Origin of the sequence: Acinetobacter sp. 1130196 (genome assembly GCF_000588095.1) — a bacterium.
Lineage (GTDB): Bacteria > Pseudomonadota > Gammaproteobacteria > Pseudomonadales > Moraxellaceae > Acinetobacter > Acinetobacter nosocomialis.
The window spans coordinates 35,648-48,945 of sequence record NZ_JFWX01000018.1 but is presented as its reverse complement, the minus strand read 5'-3'; the positions used below and the strand labels follow the sequence as shown (position 1 = coordinate 48,945).

At 38.8% G+C, this 13,298-nt stretch carries 8 protein-coding genes and 1 pseudogene; 5 read left to right on the top strand and 4 right to left on the bottom strand.

All coding sequences use genetic code 11. The features are described 5' to 3' along the window. Positions 1 to 126 precede the first annotated feature (126 nt). From J671_RS0104595 to J671_RS14740, 3 genes and pseudogenes are all read left to right on the top strand, one after another. Positions 127 to 2,219, top strand: a pseudogene (locus J671_RS0104595) (TonB-dependent receptor). 250 nt (positions 2,220 to 2,469) lie between these two features. After that, the gene (locus J671_RS14745) at positions 2,470 to 5,409 is read left to right on the top strand and encodes an insulinase family protein (RefSeq protein ID WP_031982724.1); all 2,940 of its coding nucleotides are present in this window, start codon (positions 2,470 to 2,472) and stop codon (positions 5,407 to 5,409) included. A gap of 20 nt (positions 5,410 to 5,429) precedes the next feature. Then, entirely contained in the window at positions 5,430 to 6,581 is a 1,152-nt protein-coding gene (locus tag J671_RS14740; RefSeq protein WP_002050661.1) for a phospholipase A, read from the top strand. Between the two features lie 42 nt (positions 6,582 to 6,623). On the opposite strand, the gene J671_RS14735 is transcribed toward J671_RS14740, so the two are convergent. The 3 genes from J671_RS14735 to ilvA form a co-directional block, all read right to left on the bottom strand. Continuing rightward, a complete protein-coding gene (locus J671_RS14735; protein ID WP_016804867.1) occupies positions 6,624 to 7,961 on the bottom strand; it encodes a TrkH family potassium uptake protein in 1,338 nt (445 codons plus the stop codon). A 16-nt stretch (positions 7,962 to 7,977) separates the two neighbouring features. Beyond that, positions 7,978 to 8,628: a potassium channel family protein gene (locus tag J671_RS14730; RefSeq protein WP_031982723.1), complete on the bottom strand. Its 651-nt coding sequence runs from the start codon at positions 8,626 to 8,628 to the stop codon at positions 7,978 to 7,980. 142 nt (positions 8,629 to 8,770) lie between these two features. Then, the gene (ilvA, locus tag J671_RS14725; RefSeq protein WP_170318178.1) at positions 8,771 to 10,318 is read right to left on the bottom strand and encodes a threonine ammonia-lyase, biosynthetic; all 1,548 of its coding nucleotides are present in this window, start codon (positions 10,316 to 10,318) and stop codon (positions 8,771 to 8,773) included. A 101-nt stretch (positions 10,319 to 10,419) separates the two neighbouring features. Between ilvA and rpiA the strand changes: the two genes are divergently transcribed. Then, positions 10,420 to 11,091, top strand: a complete 672-nt coding sequence (gene rpiA / locus J671_RS14720; protein ID WP_000061060.1) for a ribose-5-phosphate isomerase RpiA — start codon at positions 10,420 to 10,422, stop codon at positions 11,089 to 11,091. Beyond that, positions 11,091 to 11,771 (top strand): SprT family zinc-dependent metalloprotease, encoded by a 681-nt coding sequence (locus tag J671_RS14715; RefSeq protein WP_002050669.1) that lies wholly within the window; start codon positions 11,091 to 11,093, stop codon positions 11,769 to 11,771. Before rpiA ends, J671_RS14715 begins: the two co-directional genes overlap by 1 nt. Here J671_RS14715 and J671_RS14710 read toward each other — a convergent pair. Beyond that, positions 11,768 to 13,288, bottom strand: a complete 1,521-nt coding sequence (locus tag J671_RS14710; RefSeq protein WP_031982722.1) for a hypothetical protein — start codon at positions 13,286 to 13,288, stop codon at positions 11,768 to 11,770. The two genes, J671_RS14715 and J671_RS14710, sit on opposite strands and share 4 nt — an antisense overlap. Positions 13,289 to 13,298 lie beyond the last annotated feature (10 nt).

Below are 13,298 nucleotides of genomic sequence, written 5' to 3'. Positions count from 1 at the left end.
GTTTGCCTAAGCAATCGAAATATTCTTTTTAATAAATATTATCAATTAATAATGATTATTGATAATATTTACAAATGTATAGTATTTCATTGAAACTTCGCCTGAAATTATTCATAGCGAACTTACATGAAACGTTCTATTTTATTTATTTCATCAGTTGGGGTTATAACAGGCCATGTATATGCCGCAGAGACAGACTCACAGGCTGTAACCAACCTTCCAACGATTTCAGTAAAAGCTGAGAAGGAAAACAGTTTAAAACAAGAGGTAGGACAAGCATCAAGTGCCACTAAAGGACTTATGCAATTAAAAGATGTTCCTCAAATTGTAAATGTTGTACCGAAACAAATTCTAAGAGAGCAGACAGTGACTTCTATGCAAGGTGCTTTGCAAAACGTTGCTGGTTTGAGCTTTAGTGTGGGGGATGGGCAACGTGATCAGGTCATGATTCGCGGTTTCTCTGCAATCACAGATAATTATGTAGATGGTATTCGCGATGATGCTTTGTATTTTCGTGATATGTCGAATGTTGAACGAGTTGAGGTACTAAAAGGACCTGCTTCTGTATTATATGGACGCGGTTCGGCGGGCGGTTTAGTTAACAAGATTAATAAAAAACCAATGGATCAATCCTTACGTGAAGTGAGCCTGATTGGCAGTACTACAGGGCAACGTCGTGCAGAAGTCGATGTAAATGAAAAAGTAGCCGAGAATGTTAAAGTTCGTTTAACTGGTGCAGTTGAAGACTCAGATGGTTATCGCGATCAGGCATTTTTAAAACGACAGGCGGTGGCTCCATCTGTACAGTGGGATATTACTGATAAAACCAAACTTTTACTTAGGCCGACTACTTGCACGATGATCGTCTAGCTGATCAAGGTTTCCCGACAGATCCAATTACAGGTAAACCAGTTAAGACAAATCCTAAAACTTTTTATGGTGCATTAAACGGTAAAGAAGTTGGGGATGTCGATACTGAAATCTCAAGCCAGACTATCAGCTTGGATCATGAGTTTAATGATCAACTCAAATATCATGGTGCAGTTCGCCACTATAACTACTCATTAGATCGTCAATATAGTGTTGATACGCATCCTGCTGATAAGACAAAAATTACTTTGACTCAAAATAAACGCCTGCGTAATGAAGATGGTGTATATGTTCAACAAGAGTTGAGCGCTTTATTTAATACAGGTTTCTTAAAGCACAATACTTTAATTGGTGCTGAATATAGTAAACAGCATAAAGATGAGATACTTTGGCAAGGTGCTAAGACAACTACTGATTTATATAATCCTAAATTAGATTACTGGGCACCTATTAATACCGGAACAACAGTTGCACGCAATAACAATAGTAATACCTTTGAAAACTATGGTGTGTATCTGCAAGATTTAATGACAGTAACAGATCAGCTTAAAGTTTTAGTTGGTTTACGTTATGACAATCTATCTCAAGATCGTGATGATAAAACGAGTACGAATTTAGACTTAAACCGTACTGACAATACTTATTCTCCACGAATTGGGGTGGTCTATCAGCCAGTAAATAATCTTTCACTTTATACTTCTTATAATCGTTCTTTCCAGCCTTTGGCTGATTCATTTGTTTTTTATCAAAACAGTGCTGATTTAAAACCAACAAAAACTGAAAATTATGAGGCGGGTGCAAAGTGGGATGTGAATGATCAATTGAATGTGACATTGGCTTTATTTGAAATGAGCCAAACCAATATTCAAAACCAAGATCCAGCTAATCCAAATCAAGCACTATTGGCAGGCGAGCAAAAAACAAAAGGGGTTGAACTTTCATTAACAGGTCAGTTGACTGATCAGTTGTCAGTGCTAGCTGGCTATTCTTATATGGATGGTAAGATTGAAAAGTCGACTGTTGGATTTACGGGTAATCACTCAGCGCTTACGCCAAACAACACAGCTAACCTGTGGTTAAAATATCAAATTAATGATCATTGGTATGCGGCTGTAGGTGGTCGTGGTGAATCATCGCGCTTTAGTGCACCAGATAACAAAAACGTTTTACCTGGGTATGCGGTTGTAAATGCAGCTTTAGGTTATCAAAGTGAACGTTATGATGTGAACTTAAACCTAAATAACTTGTTTGATCGCGATTATTTTGTTTCCGGCCATAGTGGAGCAAATGATTCAAATATGATGGGTGACCCTTTAAATGCTCAAGTCGCACTTCGCTATCGTTTTTAATTGAAAAAGTCTAAAAAGCTCATCATTTTGGTGAGCTTTTTTATTTGTCGTGTAGCATATAGATAGTATTAAAAGGTTTTGTTCTGGTAGGATACAACTAAGCTAGCTATGTGCTTGATATCAAAGCTATGCCCATGAAAACTAATACTCAACAAAAACATAGTATTTTACTTGGCTTTTGTTCGCCAATCTCAAGCCGACTCAGGCTATAATGAGACTTATTCACTTATCCGATATGTTAGGAGATCACATGACTGTAGATGTCACTGAAACCATTTCTCAAACTGTTCACCCTGCGTTTCAGTTGCTACGTCAGCACCATGTTGAAGCATTAGATATTTTAGTGTCTGAATATAAGCATAAAGTCACAGGTGCGGTGCATTATCACTTGGCAACTGATTATGATGAAAATGTATTTCTTGTTGCGTTCAGAACACAACCTATGGACTCTAAAGGAACTGCACATATTTTAGAGCATACCGCTTTATGTGGCTCTGAAAAGTTTCCTGTTCGTGACCCATTCTTTTTAATGATTCGCCGTTCATTAAATACATTTATGAACGCGTTTACAGCAGCAGATTGGACAGCCTATCCATTTGCAACTCAAAATAAGAAAGATTTCCAAAACTTACTCTCTGTTTATCTTGATGCAGCTTTCTCGGCAAATTTGAATCCTCTTGATTTTGCTCAAGAAGGAATCCGTATTGAACTTGAAAACGGTCAGCCTGTATATAAAGGCGTAGTGTTCAATGAAATGAAAGGTGCGATGAGTGCGCCGTCTGACCAGCTTTATCATCAGTTGGCTCATCATCTATTCCCTGAAACTACATATCACTACAACTCAGGTGGTGTTCCAAAAGATATTCCTGATTTAACCTATGAACAGTTAGTCGAATTTTATAAAACTCATTACCATCCAAGTAATGCGGTATTTATGACTTTCGGTAACCAAACGGCGTATGAGTTACAAGAGCAATTCGAAAAACTAGCTCTACATAAATTTACTGCGGGTACAACTTTATATTCAAAACCAGAAAAACGTTTAACAGCTCCTGTTGAAGTCACTGAAACCTATGCTGTTGATGGTGATGAGTTAAAAGACAAAACTTACCATGTGTTGTCTTGGTTGTTACCACAAGCGAGTGATATCAAACTGCGTCTAGGTATGCGCTTGGTCGAAGGTGTTTTACTAGAAAACTCTGCTTCACCACTACGTCATTATTTAGAAACTTGTGGTTATGCTCAGTCGACTGGTCCTTTAATGGGAGTAGACGACAGTAATTTTGAAATGACCTTCTATTGCGGCGTTCAAGGTTCAAATCCAGAGCATGCACAAAGCTTTAGAGATGGTGTTTTAAATGTTTTACGTGAAGTGGCTGCAAAACCAATTGACTCATCGTTAGTTGATGCAATTTTGCATCAAATCGAATTGCATCAACGTGAAATTAATGGTGATGGCACACCATATGGCTTAAGCCTGATCTTAAATGGTTTAAGTGGTGCTATTCACCATAACGACCCGATTCAAATTTGGGATGTTGACAGTGCTATTGCTCAGGTCAAAGAAGAACTTCAAGACCCAATGTGGTTATCTAATTTAATTCAAACACATTTGTTAGATAATCCGCACCGCGTACAAATGACTTTAGTACCTGATGCAACTAAGTCAGTAAAAGAGCAAGAAGCTGAAAAAGCACGTTTAGCTGCGATTGGTGAAAAGCTCACTGAAGAAGACAAAGCAGAGATCGTTGCTAAAACCAAAGCGTTACAAGAACGTCAAGATACGCCAGATAATCTTGAGCTATTACCAAAAGTAGGCCTAGAAGACGTTCCAGCTGACTTGCATATTGTACAAGGTCAATTGCGCGAAATTATCTGTAATCGAATGGATACGCCGTTGAATTTGTATCATGCAGGAACGAATGGTATTTACTATCAACAAGTTCTCATTCAGATTCCTGATGATGTTGTTAAATCGCCATACTTTAATTTGCTCTCTATCTTAATGGGTGAAGTTGGTGCAGGTGAGTATGACTATCTTGAATTACAAAACTTACAAACAGCTGTAAGTGGTGGTTTAGGAATGGGCGCTTCATTACGCAGTAAAGTTGATGATAAAGACAAAATTAGCGCTTGGTTAACGTTAACGACTAAATCTCTAACGCAGAAGTTTGATGCAATTCATTTATTGAAATTAGCATTTGAACAACTTCGCTTTGATGAAAAAGAGCGAATTATTGAGTTGTTGCAACAACGGAAGACACGCTGGCAGTCTCGTTTATCTGGTGCTGGTCATAGCTACGCGATGCAGATCGCTTCTCGTAACATGAGTGCATTGGCTCAACGTGACTATCAAAACACAGGTTTAGGTGCGTTGAACTGGTTAGGCGAGCTTGTTACTAACATTACTCAAGACGATGCTGCTTATGATGCCCTGATTGCTGAATTGAAGCATATCCATACCAAACTATTGCAAGCGCCTAAACAGTTCTTGCTTGTATGTGAAGAGCATCAGTCAGAGCGTTTAGTTGAAGAAATTCAAAACGTTTGGGATAAATTAAACGTTGATACAGCAGCGGCTGAGTTAACCCAAGTCGAGCAAGAAAATGATAATGAACATGAAGCTTGGTTAATTCAAGCCAATGTTCAGTTCTGTGCCTCTGCATATCAAGCAGTTGAAGTGTCTCATCCGGATGCGGCACCTTTAATGGTGTTGGCAGCATACTTGCGTAATGGTTTCTTGCACAGCGCTATCCGTGAAAAAGGTGGTGCTTATGGTGGTGGTGCTAGCTATGATGGAAATGCATGTTCATTCCGTTTCTTTAGTTACCGTGATCCTCGTTTAGCTGACACGTTTAAAGACTTTGAAGCGAGTGTGCAATGGTTGTTAAATACAGAGCAACAACCTCATCAGCTTGAAGAGGCAATTCTTGGTTTGGTGGCGAGTATGGATAAACCTGGTTCACCAGCAGGTGAGGCAATTACAGCGTGTTATGCACTGTTACATGCAAGAACTCCAACTTTCCGTCGTACCTTACGTGAAAGATTATTGCATGTAACTTTAGATGATTTACAACGTGTTGCACGTCAATATTTAATTGAACAAACACCTGTAAAAGCTGTGGTTGCACCTTTTGCAAAACGTGATGAATTGCAACAACTGGGCTTTACGATTAAACAAGTTAATTAAAATAAAAATTGGAGATGAACATGGCGTTCAGACAATTTGAACGCACATCTTTACAGCTAAGTATGGGGACCCTGCTTAGCTGTTTATGTGCGTCGGTGGCATATGCTGACACCTTAGCCCCTGTAAAACCTGCGACCGTAGATGCATGTGTTGCCCTCGCTTCAAATGCTGATCGCCTAGCTTGTTATGACTCTGTATTTAAGCCCTCAGCTTTACCCGCTGTTCAAGCTGCCGCAGTACCAGAGCCTGTTAAAAAAATTGATAAACCTGCTGTTCAGCCTGAAACTTTTAAAGAGAAGGTTGTAGATACGGTTAGTAATATTAAAGTAATAGGGAAAGCTCCGAAAATTGAACCTACTACTTCTTTATTAGATCAACGTTGGGAGTTATCTGAAAAAAGTAAACTTGGTGTTTGGAACATTCGTGCTTATCAGCCTGTCTATTTACTACCTGTATTTTGGACCAGCGATAAAAATGAATTTCCAACTAGCCCAAATCCCAATAACACAGTTAAAGAAGCTCAAGATTTGAAATCTACCGAAACTAAATTTCAAATTTCTTTGAAAACTAAAGCTTGGGAAAATATTTTTGGTAACAATGGTGATTTGTGGGTAGGTTATACTCAATCTTCACGTTGGCAGACCTTTAACTCTAAAGAATCTCGTCCTTTCCGTGAAACAAATTATGAGCCTGAAGCTAGCTTAATGTTTAGAACAAACTATGAGTTACTCGGTTTAGATGGTCGCTTGCTTGGTGTCACTTTAAATCACCAATCGAATGGTCGTTCAGATCCGTTATCTCGTAGTTGGAACCGTGTTATCTTTAATGTCGGCTTAGAACGTGGCAATTTTGCTGTAATGCTTCGTCCTTGGATACGTATTAATGAAGCTGCCAAAGATGATAACAACCCCGATATTGAGGATTATATTGGACGAGGCGATTTGACCGCTTTTTATAAGTGGAAAGATAACGACTTCTCCCTAATGTTACGTCACTCTTTAAAAGGTGGAGATGACTCTCATGGAGCTGTTCAGTTTGACTGGGCATTCCCAATTAGTGGTAAGTTACGTGGTCACTTCCAGCTATTTAATGGATATGGTGAAAGCTTAATTGACTATAACCACCGTGCAACTTATGCAGGTTTGGGTGTTTCACTCATGAACTGGTACTAAGTTCGAACCCATAAAAATGCCGCTTTAACAGCGGCTTTTTTATTAACCAATTTGAATGTTGGCCTGAGGATGCTTGAGACGGCTCTTTTTAGGAGTAGCAATTAAATACGCCAGTGTTAAAGGTCCAAGTCTCCCAGCAAACATAAGTAAACTTAATATAAACAGGCTACCGTTATGTAAATCTGGCGTGATACCGCGGGAAAGGCCTACCGTACAGGCGGCTGAAACGACTTCAAATAGTAAGTTCATAAAGTCGGCTTTTGGTTCTAAAAGCAAAAGTATAAAGAACCCAATAAATATGAGTATGCTGGTAATCGCAGTAACAGCTAAGGCCTTATAAGTAGTTTCGTGAGAAACAGAATGATTAAAAACCCTGATTTCATCAGTACGTCTTAAAAAGGACAGAACACTTAAAACTAATATAACAAAAGTACCCACTTTTATACCGCCAGCAGTACTTAATGAACCACCGCCAATAAACATAAGTAGCATCATAAGCAAAGAACTACTATTAGTCATTGCACCTGTGTCAATGGTGTTAAACCCTGAAGATCGTGGAACAGTCGCTTGGAACCAAGCATGTAAAGCTTGATCACCTACGCTTAGCATTCCTAGCGTATGAGGGTTTTGTGCTTCCATTGCCCAAATTAAAATAAAGGCCACTAAATTAATAATGGCAATAGTCGTTAAGATCAGTTTGCTATTTGGGCTAAGTTTTTTCCATTTTTTATTTTGTTTAATATCCATGAGAACTAAAAAGCCAAGTCCACCTATTGTATAAAGCAAACTTACCGTAAGGCAGATCACATAGTTGTTTTGAAAACCCATTAAACTATTATTAAATAATGAAAAACCGGCATTATTAAACGAAGAGATACTATAAAAAATTGCATAATACAAACCACGAGCGAAGCCAAAAGCGGGTGTAAATGCACAGGTGAGAATGACTATGCCGATCAGTTCAAATAAGAGAGTATAAGTCACTACTCCTTTAGCTACGAAGGTCACTTTTGATAGGCTCGTTTGACCCAGGCTGTCCTGAGCCATCATTTGCTGTTTAAGACCAATTTTAGGCGAAAGGCTTAGTGCTGCCAAAATGGCAAAAGTCATGAAGCCCAAACCACCTGATTGAATCAACAATAAAATAATGACTTGCCCAAAAAGTGTAAAAGATTCATGAATATTTAGAACGGATAAACCTGTAATCGTAACTGCTGACGTTGCTGTAAATAATGCATCCATCCAGCTGACATGACCGTTATTGGCAATGGGAAGTTTAAGTAATAATGTGCCAAAGACAATAAAGCCTAGAAAACCCAGCGCTAAAAGAGAAGGTGGGCTTAGGTTTAATGTTTTATGTGGTTTAGGCTTAAGAGACATATTTTTGGGTTCGTTTTTATAGGAAACAATTAGAGAGCTTTTTAAGTTGCTGTAAATGACCTTCTAAAATAAGAATATCATGCGTTTGTAGGGTAAAAGTCTCTTCAGTTTCAAATAAAATTTGCTGCTGTCGTTTTACAAGTAAAGTTTTAACTTGCGGTGCTTGTTGCATAATCCCATACAAATTAATGCCATTTAATTTCTCGGGAATATCGATTTTCACAATATAGTGATCATCATCTAAAGACATGTAACGACTTACCATTGGATAATTAAGTGCTTGCGCAACACGTACACCCATGTCTTCTTCGGGATGAATGATTTTATTGATATTGAGGTGAGACAAAATTGTGTGATGGGCCTTTGTCTTTGCTTTTACCCAAATTTTATCAATACCAAGATTTTTTAAATTCAGCACACATAAAATACTGGCCTCAATATCTTCACCAATTGCAACAACAACCGCATCACAATTTTGAATGTTTAATTCATCCAGTACATGTTCATCAGTAGCATCAGCAATGACAGCATGAGTTAAAACATCGGCAAGATTTTCAACATTCTTTTTGACTGTATCAATGCCAATAACATCATGATTTAATTTTGTGAGTTCTTGAGCAACTGTTGCTCCAAAACTTCCAAAGCCGATGACCGCGAACTGTGCCATAAATAACCTTTTATACTTAATTAGGGCTTTATTTTTAATGATATTTTCTTTGAGATAAAGAGAAGCAATGTAAATATAGAAAATATTGGGCTCAAATAATAAAAAAGCCGACAAATTTGTCAGCTTTTTTATAAAACAAAGATTATTTCAAGAAACGTTTATAGCCCACATTGTCAGTAATTTCTGCGTATGGATAGCTAATTTGTTCTAGGGTTTCAATTAAACCATCTGGATTTTGTTTGGCATCTGTTGCTTGTAAGCCAACCAATACACGGCCTTCTGCAGCACCATGGTTACGGTAATGGAACAGCGTAATATTGTGAGTTGGACCTAAACGAGTTAAGAAGGTGAGTAATGCACCCGGACGTTCAGGGAATTCAACGCGGAACAATCTTTCATCATCTAGATTAGCATGACCGCCAATTAAATAACGAATATGCAATTTAGCAACTTCATCATCAGATAAATCATCTACAACATAATTTTGCTGTTTAAGTTGTTCTAAAATTTCATGACGTTCAGCGTCACCACCTTTTAAGCTAATACCCACAAAAACTTGTGCTTCTTCTGTGTTATTTGCACGGTAGTTAAACTCGGTAATATTACGGCCCTGTAGAGCACGGCAGAAACCTAAAAATGCGCCTTTTTCTTCAGAAAGTGTCACCGCGTAAATTGCTTCACGTTGTTCACCGAGCTCAGTACGCTCTGCAATGTAACGTAAGCGGTCAAAGTTCATGTTGGCACCGCAAACAATCGATACCATGTTTTTACCGCTAATTTTATGCTCCGCTACATATTTTTTGATACCGGCTAGGGCCATTGCACCTGATGGTTCAACAATGCTACGGTTTTCATCAAAAGTATCTTTAATTGCGGCACAGATTTCATCTGTATTAACAGTGACAATGTCAGGATCAACAATTGGGCCAGAGTTATCTGACTTGCGTAGACGAACAATATCAAACGGTAAAGCACCAATTTGTGCAACAGCAGTACCATCTGCAAATAAACCTACATGTGGCAAGATTACACGTTCATTGGCTTCAAGCGCTGCTTTTAAACACGCAGACTCTTCATATTCAACACCAATGACTTTTACATGTGGTGCAACTTCACCTAAGTAAGCTGCTACACCCGCAATTAAACCGCCACCACCTACAGCAACGAAGACGTATTCCACATCGCGCCATTGACGCAATATTTCATTTGCAATGGTACCTTGACCAGCAATAACCAATTCATCGTCATAAGGAGGAATAAAAACTAATCCTTCTGCTTCGGCACGCTGCTGAGCGTATTTATTTGCAATATCAAAGCTATCACCATGTAATACAACTTGCCCACCTAAACGCTTAACTGCCTGAACCTTAATATCAGGAGTAGTGCTTGGCATAACAATAATTGCAGGAATACCCAAACGTTGACCAGACAATGCTACGCCTTGTGCATGGTTGCCGGCAGATGCGCAAATCACGCCACGTTCAAGTTGTTCTTTGGGTAATTGGCTAATACGGTTATAAGCACCGCGTAATTTAAAAGAAAAAACCGGTTGTAAATCTTCACGCTTAAAACGAATTGTATTATTTAATTTTTGACTAATTCGTGGAGCTGCTTCGAGAGGTGTTTCAATTGCAACATCATAAACCGTTGCTTGTAAAATTTGTCGTACCACACGAGACAGCATGTTCATCTTCCCTATAACAGTTTAAAATAGGAAATTATTGTAGCAAACCCTTGTGCATTTGCGCCGTTTATTGGCGCATAAATGTCAAAAAATAGTTGAGTGATGTAATGAGCCTATATGCAACCCAAGATGAAAAGAAACAAGCTGCTGCGAAAGCTGCTTTAAAACACTTACCCAAAGGTGGCATTTTGGGAGTAGGAACCGGTAGTACTGTAAATTTTCTAATTGACTTATTGCCTGAACTACAATTAGAAGCAGCAGTAGCAAGTTCTCAAGCAACAGCAGACCGTCTTAAAAAATTAGGTATCGAAGTGGTTGATATGAACCATGTAGGTAGCCTTGATGCTTATGTTGATGGTGCAGATGAGATTGATCGTCACATGCATATGATCAAAGGCGGCGGCGCAGCATTAACTCGTGAAAAAATTGTAGCTTCAATTGCTAAAAAGTTTGTATGTATCGTTGATGATTCAAAATGGGTTGATCAACTTGGTCGTGATTTCCCATTACCAGTAGAAGTTATCCCAATGGCGCGCTCTGCTGTAGCTCGTAAATTGGTTAGCTTAGGTGGTGATCCGGTTTATCGTGAAGGTGTGGTAACTGATAACGGAAACGTTATTTTAGATGTATTTAATTTGAACATCTTAAATGCAATTGATTTGGAAAAGACAATCAACAATATTCCGGGTGTTGTGACTAACGGTATTTTTGCGTTAAATCCAGCAACGATTGCAATTGTTGCAACAAATAATGGTATTGAAGAGCGTACTGCACAGTAATGTCTGTGGAAATGCCAGAAATTAAAATTGTTCGTCACGTAAGGGCAAGAAAATTGCGCTTACGTGTTGAGCCTGCGTCTATACGTCTCACTGTCCCGCTATTTTGTAGTAAGAAACAAATTCAGCAGTTTTTGGCTCAGTCTGAACAATGGTTGATCGAGACATGGAATAAACAGCACCACGCTCAATCTACCTCGTTTGCGATTCCTTCAGAAATTTCTTTTTTTAATAGAGAGCAGCCTTTTCAAATTGTTGTACAGAAGCAACATCGCATTTTTCAATTTGATTGGGAAAATAATCGTTTATTTATTAAAGACCAGCAAACCTATCAAGCTTTACAAAGCGCCGTTATTGCTTATGCCAAACAAGAGTTACCAGCACTTTTGTCAGAGCTTAGCCAAAAAACTCGGTTGAGTTATGCAGAGTGTGCTATCCGACGTCCTAAAACTCGTTGGGGCAGTTGCAGTAGTCAACATAATATTATGCTGCATGCAGGTCTGGTTCTTATGCCTGCTCAAATTACTCGTTATGTTTGCATTCATGAATTAGCTCACACCAAACACTTCGACCATAGTCCTGCATTTTGGGCCGAAGTTGCAAAGTTCGACCCAAACTATATGCAGCATCGCAGACAATTAAAAGGTAACCCATTGCCTGCGTGGTGGTATGTGACAGCTTAGCTAAAGCTACATTCTAATTGTGTTGTTTGTAAGACATCTGGTGCCTTACGGCTATCAAGACCAGCTTGAGCACTGACAATCTTATTCGCTTTAATATGTAGCTGTATAAAATTATATTGCTGTGTTGAATTGTTAGGTTCTGATGAACTTGAGTTAAGTAAGTAGCTATAACTTGCAGCGTCGGTTTGCAGTAAATTATCTGTACTATCTGCGCTTAAGGCTGAGCGATAACTTAGTGAACCTTGAATTAACTCAATTTGGCCATTAGCACGGAAATTAAGTTGGCAACCCGATGCGCTGTTTTCATAGTGACCAACTAAATAGTCCGTAGCAGGCAGTTTAGGGTCAGATATATTGATGCTAGTTAAGCCTTGTTTACATGGATAAGCCGAACCATTACAACTTGTGGTAATACCACTAAATCCTACGGCACGTCGGTAGTCACCAGCACCATCTATACGGAAAAAGTCAGTTGTATTTCCAGAAGGCACAACTCCAGAATAGAGTTTTTTCTGCAAAAGAACATATCCTGTTTGATCTAAACTGGACTGACTTTGTGCATCTGCTAGTTGCAATGTGGCAGCTTTTAAATTGGTAGCAAAATAATCGCGAGTCGCTTTTTGATTGGCTGCTATGTCCAAAAGCGTATTTTTTACAGGGTCAATATTATCTGGCGATGGACTAAAAATAGGTGTCATGGTTGTATTGTCACCATTAAGCTTTTTGCCGTCTAAATATCCATCTTTTAAATCGGTGGCAAGACTATTTGTAAGTTCTTGATATGCATTGGTACTACCATGAATCGTATTCCAGTATTGTAAATATCCGAAACTCAGATAGCTATCTACATAAGTACTAGGTTGTTTTGTTGAATACTGTAATAAATTTAGTACAGTCAGCGGGCTAGCTGGGCTTAAGCTTGGTATGGCGGCATCTTTAAACGCACTAATAAGAGCGGTGTAAACATCTTGAGAAGCCAAATCAACATGTGATTGTTCAATACGGGTCGGGTCTATCGTTTCTTGTGGAAGTTGGCCTGAACGAATTACGGCACGCTGATAAATCGCTTCTGAACTTGGACTAATCGGCTGCGTTTTATTGCTTATTGAACTTGGAGTAATAAAAGCGTGATAGACGCCAGAAATGTTCTCATATTTAGAATTAATTGGATCAAATACCTGAGATGAGGCTTGAGTTGTGACTTCTACTCGATAAAGCCGATTCAACTTGGTACTTGGAAGTTTAATATTATAACTTGTTAAACTGGCAACTTGGGTATCAATCAAAATACTATTGTCGGTATTGTCATAGACTTTGAGTTGCACATTGCGCATTTCGACAGGGGTTTTAAGTGTAAAATCTGTCGTGACTTCAGGAGTTGGCACAGTCGGTGTCGGAGTGCTAGATGAACCTCCGCTACTACTGCCACCACCACATCCAACAAGGGCTGCGCTTAAAATTAAAGTACTAAGGCCGAGATAAGTGCACAACTTTGTTTGTTTTGATTGATCAAGCATCCTAGCTCTC

What these genes read in the sequence shown, in the direction of transcription:
- J671_RS14745 (WP_031982724.1), top strand. Translation starts at nt 2,470, where the DNA reads ATGACTGTAGATGTCACTGAAACCATTTCTCAAACTGTTCACCCTGCG.
- J671_RS14740 (WP_002050661.1), top strand. Translation starts at nt 5,430, where the DNA reads ATGGCGTTCAGACAATTTGAACGCACATCTTTACAGCTAAGTATGGGG.
- J671_RS14735 (WP_016804867.1), bottom strand. Translation starts at nt 7,961, where the DNA reads ATGTCTCTTAAGCCTAAACCACATAAAACATTAAACCTAAGCCCACCT.
- J671_RS14730 (WP_031982723.1), bottom strand. Translation starts at nt 8,628, where the DNA reads ATGGCACAGTTCGCGGTCATCGGCTTTGGAAGTTTTGGAGCAACAGTT.
- ilvA (WP_170318178.1), bottom strand. Translation starts at nt 10,318, where the DNA reads ATGAACATGCTGTCTCGTGTGGTACGACAAATTTTACAAGCAACGGTT.
- rpiA (WP_000061060.1), top strand. Translation starts at nt 10,420, where the DNA reads ATGAGCCTATATGCAACCCAAGATGAAAAGAAACAAGCTGCTGCGAAA.
- J671_RS14715 (WP_002050669.1), top strand. Translation starts at nt 11,091, where the DNA reads ATGTCTGTGGAAATGCCAGAAATTAAAATTGTTCGTCACGTAAGGGCA.
- J671_RS14710 (WP_031982722.1), bottom strand. Translation starts at nt 13,288, where the DNA reads ATGCTTGATCAATCAAAACAAACAAAGTTGTGCACTTATCTCGGCCTT.